This window comes from Altererythrobacter sp. Z27, from assembly GCF_052683155.1.
Window position 1 is genome coordinate 2476373 of sequence record NZ_JBQYMC010000001.1, and the last position, 18022, is coordinate 2494394.

The window sequence follows — 18022 nt, forward strand, 5'->3', positions numbered from 1 at the left end:
CATCATGGCAGGCAATCCATTCGACCTGACCGGTCGCAAAGCCATCGTCACCGGGGCCAACACCGGCATCGGCCAGGGGATCGCGGTGGCGCTGGCAAAGGCCGGTGCCGATATCGGGCTGGTCGGGCGCAGCGCCGCTTTGGAGACGCAGGAACTGGTCCAGGCCCAGGGACGCAAGGCGGTGCTGATCGGTGCCGATTTGTCGTCGATCGGGCCAGTCGGCGAAGTCGTTGCGGAAGCCGTGAGCGAACTCGGGCGGGTCGACATCCTTGTCAACAATGCGGGGATCATCCGGCGCGACGATGCACTCGACTTTACCGAAGCGGATTGGGATGCGGTGGTCGACACCAATCTGAAGACACTGTTCTTCCTGACGCAAGCGGTCGGGCGGCACATGGTCGAATGGGCAAGCCAGGACGGCGAGCGCGGCAAGATCATCAACATTGCCTCGATGCTGACCTTCCAGGGAGGGATCCGCGTGCCGAGCTACACCGCGTCGAAGAGCGGGGTCGGCGGCCTGACCAAGCTCCTCGCCAATGAGTGGGCGATCAAGGGCATCAATGTGAACGCCATTGCCCCCGGCTACATCGCCACCAACAACACCGCCGCGCTGCAGGCCGATGCGACGCGCAACCGGCAGATCCTCGAGCGAATTCCGGAAGGCCGCTGGGGCGATCCCGCAGACATTGGCGGCGCGGCGGTCTTCCTCGCCAGCAAGGCAGCCGATTATGTCCAGGGCCATATACTGGCGGTGGACGGCGGATGGCTGGCGCGATGAGCGGAGCGGCCTCAACCGGGCCGGTCGTCTGCTTCGGCGAAATGCTGTTGCGGCTTTCGTCCGAGGCTGGAACGCCCTTGTCGCATGGCAATTCTCTGCATCTCGCCGTGGGCGGGGCCGAAGCCAATGTCGCGGTCGCGCTTGCGAGCCTCGGCCAGCCAACGCGAATGCTCACGGTGCTTCCGCGCAATCCGCTCGGCAGGCGCGCGCTTGGGGCGCTCCGCGAAGCCGGGGTCGACATGAGCTACGCCAGTCATTCCGATGGTCGGATCGGCCTCTATTTCTTCGAACCGCCCTCAGGTCCTATCGGGGGCCGGGTAACCTATGATCGTGCCGGCAGTGCCTTCGCGCAATCTCAACCGGCTGACCTCGATTTCACCGGGGCCTTGGCAGGCGCGAGCTTGCTCCACCTGTCGGGCATCACTCCGGCACTGGGGCCGGATGGGGTCAAACTGGCGCTAGCCGCAGTCAGGGCGGCGAGCGATGCGGGCATTCCGATCTGTTTCGACGGAAACTATCGCGCCAATCTGTGGGAATCCTGGGACAGCGATCCGCGCGCAATCCTGACTGAGCTGGTCAGCCATGCGACGATCCTGATCGGCAATCACCGCGATATCTCGCTCTTGCTTGGCAAGACATTTTCGGGCGATGGGCCGGACCGGCGGCGTGAAGCCGCCGAAGCGGCGTTCGAGGCCTTCGGCAGGCTTGAAATGATCGCTTCCACCGCACGCCATGTCGATAGCGCCACTGCGCAACGCCTGTCGGCACGCGTCGACCTGCGCGCAAGCCACTGGCAGACAGACGAGGTTCGTATTGCCCCCGTGGTAGACCGCATCGGCACGGGAGATGCCTATGCAGCGGGAGTTTTACTCCGCTGGCTTGAGGGAGGCAGCGCGCAGGACATGGCGAAGACGGGGCTCGCGCTTGCCGCCATGAAGCATGGCGTTGTGGGCGATTCAATTTCAGTGACGCGAGCCGAACTCGAGACGTTCGATCCGGCCGGGGCCGATGTCAGCCGCTAAGGGACTGACCCGCCGCGAGGTGTTCGCGGTTGGCGCGGGAATGGCTTCGCTTGCATCGCCACTGTCGGCGTGGGGGCAGGACCCGAGCGTGTTGGGCTGGCAGGGCTTTATAGATCGCGGCACTCCGGCGTTCCTTGGCATCCGCTATGCAAGAGCCGCACGATTTGCTCCGCCGACCAGGGAGCCGCTTCCGTCCAGTCCTGCAAAGGCGGTCCAGTTCGGGCCGCTGGCGCCGCAGAGTAGCCGGATCACACCGGCGACAAGCGAGGATTGCCTGTTCCTCAATGTCTGGACGCCCGATCCCGATCACCGCGCGCGTCGCCCCGTCATGGTCTATTTCCATGGCGGCGCCTACAATTCGGGTTCGGTCACAGACCCCGTAACGCAAGGCCCCTATCTCGCCGCGCAAGGCGAGGTTGTGGTCGTCTCGGTCAACCACCGGATCAATGTCTTCGGTTACGGCTGGCTTCACCCATATGGCGAGCGGTTCCGATCAAGCGGCAATCTGGGCCAGCTCGACCTCATCTGCGCGCTCGAATGGGTGCGCGACAATATCGCGGCGTTCGGCGGCGATCCTTCGCGCGTGATGGCGTTCGGCCAATCGGGGGGAGGCGCCAAGATCGCAACGCTGATGGCCATGCCTGAGGCCGAGGGCCTGTTCCATTCCGCTGCAACCATGAGCGGGCAGCAGGTGACCGCGCAAGGACCGGGCAATGCGAGAAAGCGCATGCAGGCTTTCATGGCGCAGCTCGGCTTAGGGGAGGGTGATGTCGAAGCCCTGTTTACGCTACCTGCCGAACGGCTGGTCGAGGGGTTGGCTGCAGTCGATCCGATCATCGGCGGGAGCCTATATTTCGGGCCGGTGCTCGATATGGTCCACCTCCACCGGCATCCGTTCTGGCCCGATGCCGCGCCACAGTCGCTCGAAATCCCGATGATTCTGGGCAATACCAGCGACGAAACTCGCGCGTTCATTTCCCCGAAGGGACCCGTCGCCAGCGGGCTCGACTGGTCGAACATCGCCGAGCGCCTTGCGCCACAGATCCGCATCGACTTGCCGGCCGATTGGGTGGTTGAGCAGTATCGAGCGCAATTTCCCGAATGGAGCGCCGAGAAGCTGTTCTATGCGGCGACCACGGCCGGGCGCAGCTGGCCCGGGCAGGTCATCGAAGCGGACGAACGGGCGAGGGTGGGTGCACGCAAGACATGGGTCTACCAACTGGACCGCGCCTCACCGGTGGATCCATCGCGCGGGGCCGCGCATACGGATGACTTGCCCTATGTCTTTGGGACTCTGGATGCGCCGGGAAGCTACTCCGGCACGGGCGAGCGCGCACGCGAAGTAAGCCGCGCGATGATCCAGGCCTTCGCCGGAATGGCACATAGCGGGAGGCCGGGTTTGGCGGATTGGAGCCCCTATACCCTGCCGGACCGCGCAACGCTGATGATTGCCGAGGATCGCATCGCAGTCGAAAACGACCCGCGCCGATGGGAGCGCGAGCTGTGGGCCAAGGCGCCTTATATCCAGCCGGGAAGCTGAGCCGACCTATTTCGTGACGGGGTATGCGATGATGATCGATAGCGGTTCATCGCCGACCTGCCTGATCCCCACGATTGCGCCCGCATAAAGATATGCCGCCATGCCGGGTTCAAGTTCGGCTTCGACACCGTCCGAGATCACGACCCCTTGGCCGGATGTGACGTAATAGACCTCGTCATGGCTGATCGGATGCTCGCCAATGGCGGCGCCCTTGTCCAGCACTCGCCTGCGGAACTCCATGGTCCGCGGCTGTGGGGCGGCATCGCTGATGCGATAGGCGGTCGACATGCCGATCGCGCCATGCGGCGGGGCCTCGCGAACTTCGACCTCGCTTTCGTGAACTACCACCATCGGTGGTGCCCCGGTCGTTTCTGCCGACGCCGCGCAGGCGGATGCAAATGCAAGCAAGGGGATGCTAAGTACGGCCCTCATTGCTGGCCGCCGCGCATCATCCGGTCGCGCGGCGAAAGATGCTCTTGCGCGCCTTCCTTCTGGCCGGGGAAGATCCCGGATTTGGGAGTCATCGTATCGAGGTTCCAATCGGCCTTCACGAAAGGCGCATGCGCTTCCGAAAACTTCGGATAGCCGCCAACCTCATCTTCCGAATCGATCACTTCGCCACGACCTTCGGCGATGTAGAACAGCACGCGGATTTCCATTTCGCTTCGATCCCAGGGCCGCGCGCCGGCGGTGGCGAGAACCGTCGTTTCGACGTCGATGCTCGGCATGATCTCGTAAGCCGATACATCGTGAAGCGGCGCATCCTGCTCGATGATCCTGGCGCTGGTTACGCCATAGCGGCCATACATCGGTAGGGCCCCGCCGTGGCGGTCAACCGCGACATTGTCCTTGCCGTAGTAGAGCAGGTCACCGACCCCGCCGATCATCAGGAACGGTAGCCCCGGATCGGTGCTGTTGCCGCCGCGCATGACATTGCCGATTGCGGTCAGCTTGCCGTCAACCGGCGCATGGCCGGCCCATTCGAGATCCATCAGATTGTAATGCACCGCGCGGTACTGCGGGTCATAGATCAGATTGTTGATCATGAGCGCTTCGACGCCGCCCTTCAGCAAGGGCGAACGTTCGACATTGTGCGCCCAGACATTGCGCTCGAAGACTATGCCGGTGGCATTGTCATGGATCAGCGAACCCTTCGAATGTTCGCCCTTTGGATGAGTCGAATCGGCCAGGCCCTCGGCCGCGAGGTTCGAACGGAACACGATGTCATGGCTGGTTCCGGCACGCCATTCCTCGACCGTCTTGCCAGTGAAGCGCGGGCCCGAGGCAGACATGTTCTCGTCGATCGCCCAGAAGAAGCTGTTGTTCTCGACAAGGACATTGTGCGCGGAACGCGTGGAGAAGGCATCGGCTTCCCATCCCTGTCGTTTGGGAAGGCCATCGCTGCCGACCACGACGCGGAGGTGCTGCAGCTTAACGTCATGGGTGTTGAGGTCGAACCCGCCGCGGATGATGGTGATCCCCGGCGACGGTGCCGTCTGCCCTGCAATCGTTACATAGGGCTCGCTGATCTCAAGCGTCGATCGCTCAAGATCGATGATCCCGCCTACCTCGAACACGATGATGCGCGGCCCCTTCCGGCGCAGGGCTTCGGCGAGGCTGCCAGGGCCGTCTTTCGCCAGAGTCGTTACGCGAACGATCTCGCCACCCTGTCCACCCCGCGTCGGATTTCGGGCATCCGCCAATGCAGGCGAAGGCAGAATCAGTGCGGCGAGCATGGCAAAGTGTAGGGCGATCGAGCGAAAAATCAGACGCATAGCAACTCTCCTCCAACATAACTTGACAGCCCTGCCGTCTCTCGGCAATAGTGAATGACACCGGTTACCAAAAAATCGGGTGGGAGAGTCGGATATGAGAAGGCACGAAGTCTGCTTCTCAGGGAAACCGGTGTCACCTACCCGAACATGTGTGAGGGAGGTTGGAATGCCTGATTTTCGTAAGGTCTCGCGATACAAGCTTGCGCTGCTGATCGGCGGGGCGGCCTTCATGCCGCAGGCCGCATTCGCACAGGACGCTGGCGACGACCAGTCGGTCGCCGCACAGGACGGCGCTAACGACGAAAACGTCATTATCGTTTCGGGCTTCCGCCAGTCGCTGAATGCGGCGGTTGCTGCCAAGCGCGAAGCGATTGGCCAGGTCGACGTGATCGTGGCCGAGGACATTGCCAAGTTCCCCGATACCAACCTCGCCGAATCGCTCCAGCGTATCCCCGGCGTCGCGATCGAACGCGATGCGGGCGAAGGCCGCCAGATCACCGTTCGCGGCCTCGGCGCCCAGTTCACGCGCGTGCGCGTCAACGGGATGGAAACGATCGCGACTTCGGTCGACGGTGCTTCGTTCAACCGCGATCGTGCGTTCGACTTCAACGTGTTCGCATCCGAACTGTTCAACTCGATCGTCGTCAACAAGACGGCCGCTGCGGCGCTGGACGAAGGTTCGCTCGGCGCGGTTATCGACCTCACTACCGGCAATCCGCTTGCTTACGGCGCAGGTACGAAAGTCGTCGCGTCTGCGCAGGCCCGCTACAACGACCTCAATGACGATCTCGCGCCGCGCCTCGCTGGCCTGTTCGCATGGAACAATGCAGACGAAACCTTCGGTTTCTCGGCATCGGCAGCCTGGTCGAAATATGAAACGCCCGAACTGGGCAATAACTCGGTACGCTGGGCCAACAACGCCAGGTTCCGCTCGGTCGACGGCGTTGCCTGCCCCAGCACGACTACCGATCCGGGCTGTATCGAAGTACGCGATGCCTTCCACCCGCGCATCCCGCGCTATGGCCTGGTGAACCATGACCGCGAGCGTTTGGGCGCTACCGCGGCCATCCAGTTCCGCCCGAGCGACAGCACCGATATCGAGATCGACGCGCTCTATTCGAACTTCAAGGAAGACCGTGACGAGTATTGGGGCGAAGTCCTGCTGCGTTCGAACGAAGGCAGCATCGACATCTCGAACTATGTCATGGATGACAATAACAACGTCATCTCGGCTGACCTGACCAATGCGTGGATCCGCAACGAGCGGTATCATCGCGAAAGCGAGACCGATTTCTACCAGATCTCGGGTCGTATCGAGCAGCAGATCGGTGATAGCTTTACTGCGAAGCTGCTTGGCGGTTTCTCCAAGTCCGACGCCACGATCCCGGTCGAAACGACGATCATCTTCGACGATCGCGACGGGGTCTACAGCTACGACTACACCAATATGAAGTCGCCGCTGTTGGTGTTCACTACCGATGTGACCCAGCCGACGAACTTCCAGCTGGCCGAATTCCGCGACCGCCCGAGCCAGGTTGAAAACAAGTTCAAGACGATCGCTCTCGACCTCGAGTGGGAAGCGACCGACGGCCTGAAATTTTCGACTGGACCGTTCTATCGCCAGTTCGATTTCTTCACGACCAGTTCGGCACGCGACAGCACCTATTGTGCAGCGTTTACCTGCGCGACGGGCCAGTATGGTGCATTTGTAACTCCCGACCTCGCCGAACTGTTCAAGCTAGGTGATGCAGGTCAGCCGGCCGGGAACACCAACTCATGGATCGTTCCAGACCTGGCTGCCACGACCGATTTCCTGGGCCTTTACGACCGGACGGCCGTGACAGCGCTGGGCAATGAGCGGGGCGTGACCGAAAAGGTGAAGGGTGCCTACATCCAGACCGATTTCGAACTCGATCCCGGTATCCGTATCAACGGCAATGTGGGTGCCCGCTATGCGCATACGAAACAGTCATCGTTCGGCTATGTAGGAACTACATATCAGTCGATCACTCGCACCTATGACGATTTCCTGCCGGCGCTGAACGTGAACCTGTTCCCGTCCGACAACTTCATCATCCGCGGCGCCGTTGCGAAGGTCGTTACCCGTCCCGCCCTTGGCAATGTTACGCCGGGCGGTTCGGTCGACGAATTCAACTTCCGCATCACGCGCGGCAATCCGTACCTGACGCCCTATCGGGCGTGGAATTACGACCTTTCGCTCGAATGGTACTTCGCTCCGGGTGCGATCGCTTCGCTTGCCTTGTTCAAGAAGGACATTTCGAGCTTCCCGACTTCTGTCAGCAACCAGATCACATATGCTGAAAGCGGATTGCCGACCTCGATTCTCACGCCCGGCCGTCCGGCATATGTCGCGGTGGTGGATGGGGCCGATCCCAATCGTGAATTCGAGGAACGAACATCGACCAATGGTGAAGGCGCCAGCATCAAGGGCCTCGAACTCGGCCTGAACCTGCCGCTTTCGGTCTTCAGTGAGGCGCTGGAAGACTTCGGGGTTCTTGGCAACTTCACCTATGTCGACAGCTCTGCCGACTACACCTTTGGTGGCCAGGACTACACCGTGTCATTCTCGGGCGTGTCCAAGTATTCGGCCAATGGCACGGTCTACTATGACAATGGCCGGTTCTCGATCCGCGTCTCAGGCGCCTATCGCAGCGACTACAACACCGGGACAAGTGGCAACGGCAACTTCCTTGAAGGCTTCGCTTCCACCTTCAACCTCGATGCCGCGATCCGCTACAAGGTCACTGACAAGATCGAGCTGACGCTGGATGGAAACAACCTGACCGACGAGTATCGCTACCGTTGGGCGGACTTGGACGCTCGCCGGAACTACGAGAACAACCACTTCGGGCGCATCATCATGGCTGGCGTTCGCATCGAAATGTGACGCCAGACCGGCACTGACACGGAGGCCCGCGGCATGAATAGCGATCGCAGATCACTTCTCACCGCGGGCCTTATGCTTTCTGCTTTCGGCGCAAACGGGCTGGTGGCCCAGACCGCGCCACCCACTGCGGGCAGCGCGCTTCCTCCCGGATTGCCGCAGCCTGTCGAAACAATCGACCTATGGCCCTCGGGTGCGCCCGGCATGCCCACCCGGCCGCCGGTCGAAAAGACGACCGAACGATCCACCGATGCGCTTGTGAGCGATCGCGCGGTACTGGGGCTCACTGTGCCGCGCATGGCAGTGTTCCGGCCCGATCGGCCGAATGGTGCCGCAGTCCTGCTGATTCCAGGCGGCGGCTACAACCATGTCGTGGTCGACAAGGAAGGCTATGAAATGGCGCGCTGGCTGACGGCGCGCGGGTTCACCGCTTTCGTGCTGTTCTACCGTCTGCCCTATGACGGCTGGGCGGCTGGCCCCGACGTTTGCCTTTCCGATGCGCAGCGCGCGATGCGGCTGATCAGGCATCGCCATGCGGAATTTGCGATCGACCCCGAAAGGGTCGCCGCCATGGGCTTTTCGGCGGGTGGTCACTTGTGTGCCGACTTGGCCACGCGGTTTACGGCGGCGACCTATGGCAGCGTCGACGAGGCGGACCTGCTTGGCGCTCGCCCGTTCTGCGCGGCACCGATCTATCCGGTCATTTCGATGAAGCCCGGCGTTGCGCACCCGGGCTCACGCGAGAAGCTGTTGGGCGCGGCACCTCCCTCCGCGCTCGAGGCGGCGCATTCGCCAGACAGGAACGTTCCGGCCGATGCGCCGCCATTCTTCATCCTGCATGCCGAAGATGACGATGTCGTCCCGGTCGAGAATGCGATCCTGCTGCGCCAGGCGCTCAAGGCCATGAGCATTCCCGTCGAAACCCATCTGTTCGAACATGGGGGACATGGCTTCGGCCTGCGCAAGGCGATCGGCAAGCCGGTCGAGATCTGGCCCGAGCTCTGGCGCAATTGGGCGCGATCGATCGGCTTTGCATGAGGGCGCACCGCAGGGATTTTGCTCGCGGCGTTGCTGCGCTGGGCATGGCTGGCGCGATGCCCATGGGGTTGTCCGCGCGCGAAGCCGCTTCCCCCACTTTGGCCGCGCTTCCGTATCTTCGGGGCTTCGACAACCAGAGAATTCCCGATCTGGGGGATGGCACCTTTCTCAACCCCGTCATTTCAGGCGATCGGCCCGACCCGGCAATCCTCAAGGATGGCGAGGATTACTACGTCACCTTTTCGACTTTCGACGCTTATCCCGGGCTGACCATCTGGCATTCGCGCGACCTGGTGAACTGGCGCCCGCTCAAACCTGCCCTGCACCGCAACATCGGCTCGGTCTGGGCGCCCAGCCTCCACAAGGATCGCGGGCGCTACCTGCTGTACATTCCGGTCAAGGCGCAGCCCCGCAATGACATTTTCGTCAGCTGGGCGGAAGATATCGAAGGGCCGTGGAGCGATCCCGTGCCTCTCGGGCTGCCGAACCACATCGATCCCTGCCATGCAATTGCCGAGGACGGCACCCGCTGGCTGTTCCTGTCGGGCGGGGATCGGGTCCGGCTGGCGGATGACAACCTCTCGCTCGCGGGTGACGTCGAACATGTCTACGATCCGTGGCGCTATCCGAGCGACTGGATCGTGGAGGGCTTCTCGCCCGAAGGCCCCAAGATCCATCGCATCGGCGAATGGTACTACATGTTGACTGCAGTGGGCGGCACGGCCGGGCCGCCGACGGGGCACATGGTCATCGCCGCGCGTTCCCGTTCGTTGCACGGACCGTGGGAACATCACCCGAAGAACCCGCTGGTCCGCACGACTTCCATCGATGAAGCCTGGTGGTCACGCGGCCATGCCTCGCTGGTCGAGGCTCCCGACGGGAGCTGGTGGTCGCTCTATCACGGATATGAGAACGGCTATTGGACGCTCGGGCGTCAGTGCCTGCTCGATCCCGTGCGCTTCACGGCTGACGGCTGGTTCGAAATGACTGGCGGCGACCTCTCGCGACCGATGGCGAAGCCGGGCGGAGGAGCGCCGCAGCCGCACGGCATGGGCTTGTCCGACGATTTCTCCGCTCCGCTCAAATTGGGCAGCAAGTGGGCGTTCTTTCGCCCGGCATCTGATGAAGCCGAGCGAATTGCCGTAAGCGACGGGACGCTCACCTTCGCGGCCAAGGGCGACGCGCCGTCGACGGGTTCGCCATTGCTGCTGACCGCAGGCGACCGCAGCTATTCCTTCGAATGCGACATCGAGGTTCCAAGCGGGGGGAAGGCCGGGCTGGTACTGTTCTATGACGACAAGCTCTATTGCGGCCTTGGCTTCGATGAGGAACGTTTCGTCACGCATCAATATGGCATCGAGCGCGCTCGCCCGGCCAATCCGCACGGCTCGCGCATGCGGATGCGCGTGACCAACCGGCAGCATATCGTCACTTTCGATACGAGCGGCGATGGCGGCCAAACCTGGTACCGCTTCGATCGCGGAATGGAAGTCTCGGGCTATCACCACAATGTAAGAGGGGGCTTCCTCATGCTGCGTCCGGGCCTCTATGCTGCCGGAAAGGGTCAGGCTCGTTTTCGCGATTTCCGCTTTCGGGCATTGGACGACTGACATGGGGGAGGACCATCTGACTATGCCGTTGCGCGGCCGAATTTCGAGGCGCGGACTCCTTGGCGCGGGGGTCGCATTGTCAGCATCTGCTGCCTTGCCGGGATGCAAGGCGCGCATGTCGGGGATACTTACCGGGGCCGATGCCCATCCGGCCGATTACCCGACGGTCCAGGCGGTCGAATTCATGGGGCGCTATCTTTCCGAGAAGACCGCCGGGCGGCTCGGCATCAAGGTTTTTGCCGGGGGGCAGCTTGGCAGCGAGACCGACACGCTCGAGATCACCAGCTTTGGCGGTATCGATTTCAACCGCGTCAATTTTGCGCCGCTCAACTCGATCGAGCCGATGACATTGCCCTTTTCACTACCGTTCATCTTTGACTCGGTCGCACATATGCGCAGGGTCGTGGACAGCGAAGTGGGCGATGAAGTCCTGGCCGCGCTTGATCGGCATGGGCTGATCGGATTGTGCATTTACGATTCCGGCGCGCGCAATTTCTACAATACGCGGCGCTCGATCTACACGCCCGCGGACATGGTCGGGCTCAAGCTGCGCGTTCCCGCATCCGACCTTTATGTCGCGATGGTCAATGCGCTGGGGGCCAATGCCGTGCCGATCCCGTTCGGCGAAGTCTACCAGTCGCTCGCTCAGGGCGTAATCGACGGGGCGGAGAACAACTGGCCCTCTTTTGTGAGCGCACGGCATTATGAGGTCGCCAACTATCTCAGTGTGACCGAGCACCTGCTTACGCCCGAAGCGCTGGTGATGAGCAAGGCGAGCTGGGAAAAGCTTTCGGGCGACGACCGCGAACTTGTCCGTGAGGCGGCGAAGCAGTCCGTTCCCGAAATGCGCAAGCTGTGGGACGCAAGGGTCGCTGAAGCGAAACAGACGATCGCGCAATCGAAAGTGCAGGTGAACCAGCTGGACAAGGAGCCCTTCGCCGCACTGATGCGGCCCGTATGGGACCAGTTCATCACCACGCCTGAACAAAAATCCGTGGTCGAACGGACCCTGGCGATGAAGGAGGGATGACCATGGCGGCAAGAGTTGCGCATTGGCTGGTTCGGCTGGGATCGCTTGGGTTGGTTGCGATGGCGGCGATCATCGGCTGGCAGGTCTTCGGTCGGTTCGTGCTCGATTCGAGTCCGTCCTGGACCGAGCAAGCCTCGCTTATCCTGATGATCTGGTACGTCATGTTCGCTGCGGCAGCAGGCGTCTACGAAGGTTTTCATATCCGCATAGCTCTCCTCGAAGAAAGAATGGGTGATCACGCCGCTCCCGTCCGGCGAGCAGTCGCTGCAATCGTCCTGCTGCTTGGCCTGGTGCTGCTGGTTTACGGGGCGCAGCTGACCTGGCTGGTGCGCGAGAACGTGGTGCCGTCGCTCGGGGTGAGCCGCTCGGTCGCCTATATACCCATGCCGATTTCGGGCCTGCTGATGGCATTGTTTGCGCTGCCGCAGATCATCGACGGCAAGCCGCGCGGCACAGAGGAAGACGCCTGATGGAAGTGCTCGTCCTGTTCGGGGGGCTTTTCCTCCTGCTCATCATCGGTGTGCCGGTTGCCTATGCGCTGCTGGGCGCGGCGCTTGCCTGCTTCGCGGTGATGGGAATCCCGCCGATTGTCGCGGTACAGCGGGTCGCTGCAGGGATCAGCGTCTTCACGCTGATGGCGATACCGTTCTTCATCTTCGCCGGCGATTTGATGTACCGGGCGGGCATCGCGGACCGGCTGGTGCGCGTCGCCGATGCTGCGATGGGGCGGGTGCGCGGCGGGCTTGGCCTGGTCGACGTAGGCGCATCGATGATGTTCGGCGCGGTCTCCGGCTCGGCCATCGCCAGCGCCTCGGCGATCGGATCGACCATGGTGCCGCTTATGAAGGAAAAGGGCTATCCCGGCGACTTTGCAGTCAATGTGACTGTGACTGCAGCGATCGTGGGCCTGCTTATCCCGCCTTCGCATAACATGATCATCTATTCGGCAGCCTCGGGTTTGGGCGTCTCCATCGGGGACCTGTTCCTCGCCGGCGTGATCCCGGGCCTGCTGACCGGCTTCATGCTGATGGGCACCACCTGGCTGGTGGCGCGCCGTCGCGATTTGCCGCGCGGCAGCTTCCCCGGCTGGCGGGAGTTCGCGCGGGCGGCGATCTACGCCGTGCCGGGGCTGATGACCGCGGTGATCATCATGGGCGGGATCCTGAGCGGGTTCTTCACTCCGACCGAAAGTTCCGCCGTTGCGGTGATTTACACCGTGCTGGTGGGGACCCTCGTCTATCGCAGCCTTGGCTGGGAAGGCTTTTGGGAAGCAGCGGCAAAATCGGTGCGGACCGCAGCCATGGTGCTGTTCATCATCGCCGCTGCCACGGCTTTCGGTTTCGCCATGGCGCTGCTCGAAGTTCCTGAGCAGTTGGGCGGGTTGATCGGCTTCATCACCGAGAACCCGTTGCTGACCCTGCTGATCATCAATTTGATGCTGCTCGCACTGGGGACTTTCATGGACATGGCGCCGCTGATCGTGATCACGACGCCGATCTTCCTCCCGGTCGCGATGGGGGTAGGCGTCGATCCGGTCCACTTCGGGATCATCATGATGCTCAATCTTGGGATAGGGCTCGTGACCCCGCCCGTCGGGTCGGTGCTGTTCGTCGGATCGGCGGTAGGCAAGATTCCCGTTACCACGCTTGTTCGCAGCATCGCGCCCTTCTACCTGACGCTCATCGCCGCGCTGATGTTGATCACCTATATCCCGGCGCTGTCGCTGTGGTTGCCTGGGGTATTCGCCGAGTAAGGATGCGTCGAAGCTATAGGGTGACGCCGCGTTTCCAAAGCGAGATGACCCGATGCCCACCGCGTTCGGCGGCGGCCTGTTCGCCACTGGCGATGGCAAGCAATCGCTCCGCGAAATCCTCGGCGACTGCATCGGGATCGCCCGCCAGCATCTGTCCAGCATCGAAATCGATCCAGCCCTGCTTGGCATCGGCGAGGCGGGAGTTGGACGAGATCTTCACTGTGGGAACAGGGAAGCCGAGCGGCGTTCCGCGACCGGTGGTGAACAGGATCATCGTTGCCCCTGCCGCAGCAAGGGCGGTTGAGGAAACCGCATCATTGCCCGGCGCTTCGAGCAAGGTCACCCCCCGTGCACTTGCGACGCCGCCATAGTCGATCACATCGGCGAGCGGGGCCTTGCCCGCCTTCTGCACTGCCCCAAGCGACTTTTCCTCAAGCGTGGTGATCCCGCCCGCAATATTGCCGGGTGACGGGTTCTCGGACACCGGCTGGCCCTGGTCGAGGAAGTAGCGTTTGAAGCGGTTGATCAGTGCGGCTGCCGCTTCGAGGACTTCCGGCGAGGTGGAGCGGGAAAGGAGCGCATCTTCGGCTCCGAAGATTTCCGGAATTTCCGTGAGCACCAGCCTGCCGCCACTCGCTGCCACACGTTCGCTGAAACGGCCGAGCAGGGGATTTGCGGTCAGTCCGGACAAGGCATCCGAGCCGCCGCATTTGAGCCCCACACAAAGCGCCGAGGCAGGCGCTTCCTCTCGCTGTAGCGGGGCCAGTTCCTCGACCAGCTCGTCGATCAGCGCGTGTGCCCGCTCAGCCTCATCGCCCGGATCCTGCGCGCGCATGATCCGCAATTTGGCGCGGCTGCGCTCGGGGACCTGCGTAATCAGATCATCCAATTGGTTGGACTCGCAGCCCAGGCCCACCAGGACAACGCCGCCCGCATTGGGGTTGTCGCACAGCGCCGCGAGCGCGGCGCGTGTGCCCGCAAGATCGTCGCCCAATTGCGAGCAGCCGTGCGGGTGCCCAAAGCCGACTATCGCATCGATTGCGCCTTTGTGGCGGATCAAAGCCTCGCGCGCGACCATTTCGACCAGTGGTGCGACGCAGCCCACGGTCGGCAGCAGCCAGATCTCGTTGCGGGTGGCGAAACGGCCGTCACTGCGCCGATAGCCTCGCCAGCTGGGCAAGGGGTTCGCATCGCTGCGCACTCTACTATGGCCTAGCGCGGCGTAATTGCGCTCGCCCGAAAGTGCCGTGGCGAGATTGTGCGAATGGACATGCGAGCCTGTGCCGATCGAGTTGGTAGCAAGCCCGATCTGTTCGCCATATCGGATTACCGCCTCGCCTTTCCGATGATCGCGCAGCGCGAATTTGTGGCCGGATGGAATATCGTTGGTGAGGGAAATCTCCTGTCCCGAGACTTCGAGGTCCTGCCCGGCAGCCAGCGCCTGCAAGGCGACGGCAACGCTGTCGCTTGCGTGCGACTTCCAGGCCAGCGGTGCGGCCGATCCCGGCCGTGCATTCCTATCCATGGCTTCCATGCCGCCAATCGCCTCTCGCAAAGGTTGATTTGCTCCGCAAACCGTGCGATTTCACTCTTTGACACCGGTTACCATAATGCGGGCAACGCAGCAATGCCAAGGCTCGCCGCAAAGCGTCGGAATAAGCAAGCGAAAGCGAGAGAGATGTCGAGGCGGCTAGAACTTCATCCCGATCGGTTGTTTCCGGCGGACCCAGCAACCCGTTCGATTGCGCGGGAGCTTTATCGCGAAGTTGCAGGGCTTCCGATCATCAGCCCGCACGGCCACACCGATCCGGAGTGGTTCGCCACCGATGCGCCCTTCGGAAATGCGGCCGAGCTTCTACTGGTGCCGGATCACTACCTGTTTCGTATGCTCTATTCGCAAGGTATCAGGCTGGAGGATCTGGGCATTGGCGGGCATCCCGCCGACCCGCGAGCCGCATGGCGTATCCTTGCAGAGAATTACCACCTGTTCCGCGGCACGCCTTCGAGAATGTGGCTCGACTGGGTCTTTGCCGAGGCGTTCGGACTTGAGCTGCGGCTCGATAGCGAGACCGCCGATCTCTACTTCGACACGATCACCGAAGCGCTGCAGCGTGACGAATTCCGCCCCCGCGCGCTGTTCGACCGCTATGGCATCGAGCTGCTGGCGACCACCGAAAACCCGCTCGACACGCTCGAGCATCATCGCACCATTCGCGACAGCGGGTGGAAAGGAAGGGTGGTCACGGCCTATCGCCCCGATCCGGTGGTCGATCCGGAGTTCGAAGGATTTGCGGCGAACCTCGTCACATTCTCGCAGCTGACGGGCGAGGATTGCCACAGCTGGCAGGGCTATCTCGCCGCGCATCGCAAGCGCCGCGCCTTCTTCGCCGAGCATGGGGCAACCTCGACCGATCACGGTCATCCGAGCGCGGCGACCGCGAACCTGTCGGCGGTTGAAGCCGAAAGCCTGTTCGATCGCGTGAAGCATGGCGGCGCGAGCCCGCAGGATGCCGAACTGTTCCGTGCCCAGATGCTCACCGAAATGGCCGGGATGAGCCTTGACGACGGGTTGGTCATGCAGATCCACCCCGGATCATTCCGCAACCACAACCACCTGCTGTTCGAACGCTTCGGGCGCGACAAGGGTGCCGATATCCCGACGCGCACCGACTATGTGCACGCGCTCAAGCCACTGCTCGACCGCTATGGCAATGAAGCGCACCTTTCGATCATCCTCTTCACGCTCGATGAAAGCAGCTATGCGCGCGAACTCGCTCCGCTGGCGGGCCATTACCCTTGCCTCAAGCTGGGCCCGGCGTGGTGGTTCCATGACAGCCCCGAAGGCATGCGCCGCTTCCGCCTGATGACCACAGAAACGGCGGGCTTCTACAACACCGTCGGCTTCAATGATGACACGCGGGCATTCCTTTCGATCCCCGCCCGCCACGACGTTGCGCGCAGGATCGATTGCGGCTTTCTGGCGCAGCTCGCCGCCGAGCACCGGATGGAAGATTGGGAAGCGGCCGAGGTGGCACGCGACCTCGCCTACAACCTCGTCAAGAAGGCCTATCGCCTGTGAGGCTTTCGCACGAAACGGCTAATAGTTTGCCGCCGGAAATTGTTCGATATCGCTATGATCGAGATGCGCAAAAGGTAGGGATCGTCCACTTCGGGATCGGTGCGTTCCATCGTGCCCATCAGGCCTGGTACACGGATCTCGCGATGGACGCCGGTGATCGGGACTGGGCGATAAGCGGCGTATCGCTGCGATCGCGTTCGGTTGCCGAGCAGTTGAACCCGCAGGCCGGGCTCTACACACTGACCGAGCGCAGCGGGGAAAGTTCAGCAACCCGTTTGATCGGCTCCGTCAGCGAGGTCCTCTATGCCCCGGAAGAAGGTGAGGCGGTGGTGGAGCGTATCGCTTCTCCTGATTGCCATATCGTCAGCTTCACAGTCACCGAAAAGGGCTATGCGCGCGGGGCGGCGGACGCGCTCGATTTTGAGAGGGCGCGCGCCAGTTTCTATCCGCTGCTCGCCGAAGGGCTTGAGCGGCGGTGCCAGCGCGGCCTTTGCGGTATCACTCTGCTCTCTTGCGACAATTTGGCCGACAACGGCCGCGTCCTTGGAGCACTCATGCGGAAATGGCTTGCCGTCGAAGCTCCTCAGCTGCTCGATTGGTTTGCCCGAGAATGCACTGTTCCAGCGACCATGATCGATCGGATCGTCCCGCGCACGAGCGCGGAAGACCTGGCTGCGCTCGACGAGCGACTGGGCCTCGAAGATCGCGCAGCCGTCTTCACCGAAGCCTTCAGCCAGTGGGTGATCGAGGACGATTTTGCCGGGCCGCACCCCCGCTGGGAAGCGCAGGGCGTCCAGTTGGTGAAGGATGTCGCGCCCTTTGAAACCGCCAAATTGCGGATGCTGAACGGGGCGCATTCGCTGCTTGCCTATTGCGGCCTGCGGGCAGGCCACGAGTTCGTTCATGAGGCCGTGGCCGATCCGGCGTTGTGCTCGCTCGCCGAGCGGCTGATGCGCGATGAGGCTATGCCCACAATCAATGCTGCTTCGGGGCAGGACCTTGCGGCCTATGCCGACCAGCTGCTCGCGCGATTTGCCGATCCGGCCCTGCGCCATCGACTGTCCCAGATCGCGATGGACGGTACGCAGAAGATCCCGCAGCGCTGGCTCGATACGGTGCGGGCGCTTCGCTCCAAGGGACAGGAACCGGTGGCCCTATGCGAGGCTTTCGATGCCTGGCTGTGGCATCTTAAAGATGGCAGGTTTGTCGACGATCCCTGTGGTGAGGAATTGAGCCGACTAGCTCGCTCTGGCGGCCGCGATGCAGTGCTTGCGCGTTGCTTTGGAAGTGACAAGGGCACTCCGGCAATCTGGCCGGGCTATGAGGATTTGCATGGTTCGTTCGCCAGTGTGGCAGTGCAATCGAGCGGAGCGGCCTGATTGGTAAAGTTTCGACGTTCAGGCAATCGGGCGAATAGAACCTAACTGACTGCATTCAGGTGGCAAATACCTGAATATCCTGCTCAGTGTCCTGACCGATTTTCGACCCGAGA

14 protein-coding genes are annotated in these 18022 nt (G+C 62.4%); 11 read left to right on the forward strand and 3 right to left on the reverse strand.

Annotated features, from left to right (window positions below):
• Positions 1-4 precede the first annotated feature (4 nt).
• The 3 genes from kduD to ACUJ47_RS12090 are packed head-to-tail and all read left to right on the forward strand — an operon-like array spanning position 5 to position 3340.
• Positions 5-778 carry a 2-dehydro-3-deoxy-D-gluconate 5-dehydrogenase KduD gene (gene kduD / locus ACUJ47_RS12080; RefSeq protein ID WP_445538636.1) on the forward strand — a complete coding sequence of 258 codons (774 nt, stop codon included), beginning with the start codon at positions 5-7 and terminating at the stop codon, positions 776-778.
• A complete protein-coding gene (locus ACUJ47_RS12085) occupies positions 775-1800 on the forward strand; it encodes a sugar kinase (RefSeq protein ID WP_445538637.1) in 1026 nt (341 codons plus the stop codon). Before kduD ends, ACUJ47_RS12085 begins: the two co-directional genes overlap by 4 nt.
• A complete protein-coding gene (locus ACUJ47_RS12090) occupies positions 1787-3340 on the forward strand; it encodes a carboxylesterase/lipase family protein (RefSeq protein ID WP_445538638.1) in 1554 nt (517 codons plus the stop codon). The genes ACUJ47_RS12085 and ACUJ47_RS12090 overlap by 14 nt, the downstream gene beginning before the upstream one ends.
• A gap of 6 nt (positions 3341-3346) precedes the next feature.
• On the opposite strand, the gene ACUJ47_RS12095 is transcribed toward ACUJ47_RS12090, so the two are convergent.
• Entirely contained in the window at positions 3347-3691 is a 345-nt protein-coding gene (locus ACUJ47_RS12095; RefSeq protein ID WP_445538639.1) for a cupin domain-containing protein, read from the reverse strand.
• Between the two features lie 77 nt (positions 3692-3768).
• A complete protein-coding gene (locus ACUJ47_RS12100; protein ID WP_445538640.1) occupies positions 3769-5115 on the reverse strand; it encodes a pectate lyase family protein in 1347 nt (448 codons plus the stop codon).
• A 166-nt stretch (positions 5116-5281) separates the two neighbouring features.
• Between ACUJ47_RS12100 and ACUJ47_RS12105 the strand changes: the two genes are divergently transcribed.
• The 6 genes from ACUJ47_RS12105 (at position 5282) to ACUJ47_RS12130 (ending at position 13451) form a co-directional block, all read left to right on the forward strand.
• Positions 5282-8023 carry a TonB-dependent receptor gene (locus tag ACUJ47_RS12105; protein WP_445538641.1) on the forward strand — a complete coding sequence of 914 codons (2742 nt, stop codon included), beginning with the start codon at positions 5282-5284 and terminating at the stop codon, positions 8021-8023.
• 33 nt (positions 8024-8056) lie between these two features.
• On the forward strand, positions 8057-9058 hold the full coding sequence (locus ACUJ47_RS12110; RefSeq protein WP_445538642.1) for an alpha/beta hydrolase: 1002 nt from the start codon (positions 8057-8059) through the stop codon (positions 9056-9058).
• Positions 9055-10668 (forward strand): family 43 glycosylhydrolase, encoded by a 1614-nt coding sequence (locus ACUJ47_RS12115; RefSeq protein ID WP_445538643.1) that lies wholly within the window; start codon positions 9055-9057, stop codon positions 10666-10668. The genes ACUJ47_RS12110 and ACUJ47_RS12115 overlap by 4 nt, the downstream gene beginning before the upstream one ends.
• 115 nt (positions 10669-10783) lie before the next feature.
• Positions 10784-11698, forward strand: coding sequence for a TRAP transporter substrate-binding protein (locus tag ACUJ47_RS12120; RefSeq protein WP_445538644.1), 915 nt, complete (start codon positions 10784-10786; stop codon positions 11696-11698).
• 2 nt (positions 11699-11700) lie between these two features.
• The gene (locus ACUJ47_RS12125) at positions 11701-12168 is read left to right on the forward strand and encodes a TRAP transporter small permease (RefSeq protein WP_445538645.1); all 468 of its coding nucleotides are present in this window, start codon (positions 11701-11703) and stop codon (positions 12166-12168) included.
• Positions 12168-13451 (forward strand): TRAP transporter large permease, encoded by a 1284-nt coding sequence (locus tag ACUJ47_RS12130; protein ID WP_445538646.1) that lies wholly within the window; start codon positions 12168-12170, stop codon positions 13449-13451. The genes ACUJ47_RS12125 and ACUJ47_RS12130 overlap by 1 nt, the downstream gene beginning before the upstream one ends.
• Before the next feature lie 13 nt (positions 13452-13464).
• Here ACUJ47_RS12130 and ACUJ47_RS12135 read toward each other — a convergent pair whose 3' ends face one another.
• Positions 13465-14976: a UxaA family hydrolase gene (locus ACUJ47_RS12135; RefSeq protein ID WP_445538647.1), complete on the reverse strand. Its 1512-nt coding sequence runs from the start codon at positions 14974-14976 to the stop codon at positions 13465-13467.
• Between the two features lie 153 nt (positions 14977-15129).
• Here ACUJ47_RS12135 and uxaC point away from each other — a divergent pair, with 153 nt between their 5' ends.
• Positions 15130-16530, forward strand: coding sequence for a glucuronate isomerase (gene uxaC / locus ACUJ47_RS12140; RefSeq protein WP_445538648.1), 1401 nt, complete (start codon positions 15130-15132; stop codon positions 16528-16530).
• A gap of 26 nt (positions 16531-16556) precedes the next feature.
• Positions 16557-17909, forward strand: coding sequence for a mannitol dehydrogenase family protein (locus ACUJ47_RS12145; RefSeq protein ID WP_445538649.1), 1353 nt, complete (start codon positions 16557-16559; stop codon positions 17907-17909).
• Positions 17910-18022 lie beyond the last annotated feature (113 nt).

Bases quoted from the DNA above. Each gene is read 5' to 3' on its own strand.
- uxaC (WP_445538648.1), top strand. From the start codon at position 15,130: ATGTCGAGGCGGCTAGAACTTCATCCCGATCGGTTGTTTCCGGCGGAC.
- ACUJ47_RS12090 (WP_445538638.1), top strand. From the start codon at position 1,787: ATGTCAGCCGCTAAGGGACTGACCCGCCGCGAGGTGTTCGCGGTTGGC.
- ACUJ47_RS12125 (WP_445538645.1), top strand. From the start codon at position 11,701: ATGGCGGCAAGAGTTGCGCATTGGCTGGTTCGGCTGGGATCGCTTGGG.
- ACUJ47_RS12100 (WP_445538640.1), bottom strand. From the start codon at position 5,115: ATGCGTCTGATTTTTCGCTCGATCGCCCTACACTTTGCCATGCTCGCC.
- ACUJ47_RS12120 (WP_445538644.1), top strand. From the start codon at position 10,784: ATGTCGGGGATACTTACCGGGGCCGATGCCCATCCGGCCGATTACCCG.
- kduD (WP_445538636.1), top strand. From the start codon at position 5: ATGGCAGGCAATCCATTCGACCTGACCGGTCGCAAAGCCATCGTCACC.
- ACUJ47_RS12135 (WP_445538647.1), bottom strand. From the start codon at position 14,976: ATGGATAGGAATGCACGGCCGGGATCGGCCGCACCGCTGGCCTGGAAG.
- ACUJ47_RS12085 (WP_445538637.1), top strand. From the start codon at position 775: ATGAGCGGAGCGGCCTCAACCGGGCCGGTCGTCTGCTTCGGCGAAATG.
- ACUJ47_RS12095 (WP_445538639.1), bottom strand. From the start codon at position 3,691: ATGGTGGTAGTTCACGAAAGCGAGGTCGAAGTTCGCGAGGCCCCGCCG.
- ACUJ47_RS12110 (WP_445538642.1), top strand. From the start codon at position 8,057: ATGAATAGCGATCGCAGATCACTTCTCACCGCGGGCCTTATGCTTTCT.
- ACUJ47_RS12130 (WP_445538646.1), top strand. From the start codon at position 12,168: ATGGAAGTGCTCGTCCTGTTCGGGGGGCTTTTCCTCCTGCTCATCATC.
- ACUJ47_RS12105 (WP_445538641.1), top strand. From the start codon at position 5,282: ATGCCTGATTTTCGTAAGGTCTCGCGATACAAGCTTGCGCTGCTGATC.
- ACUJ47_RS12115 (WP_445538643.1), top strand. From the start codon at position 9,055: ATGAGGGCGCACCGCAGGGATTTTGCTCGCGGCGTTGCTGCGCTGGGC.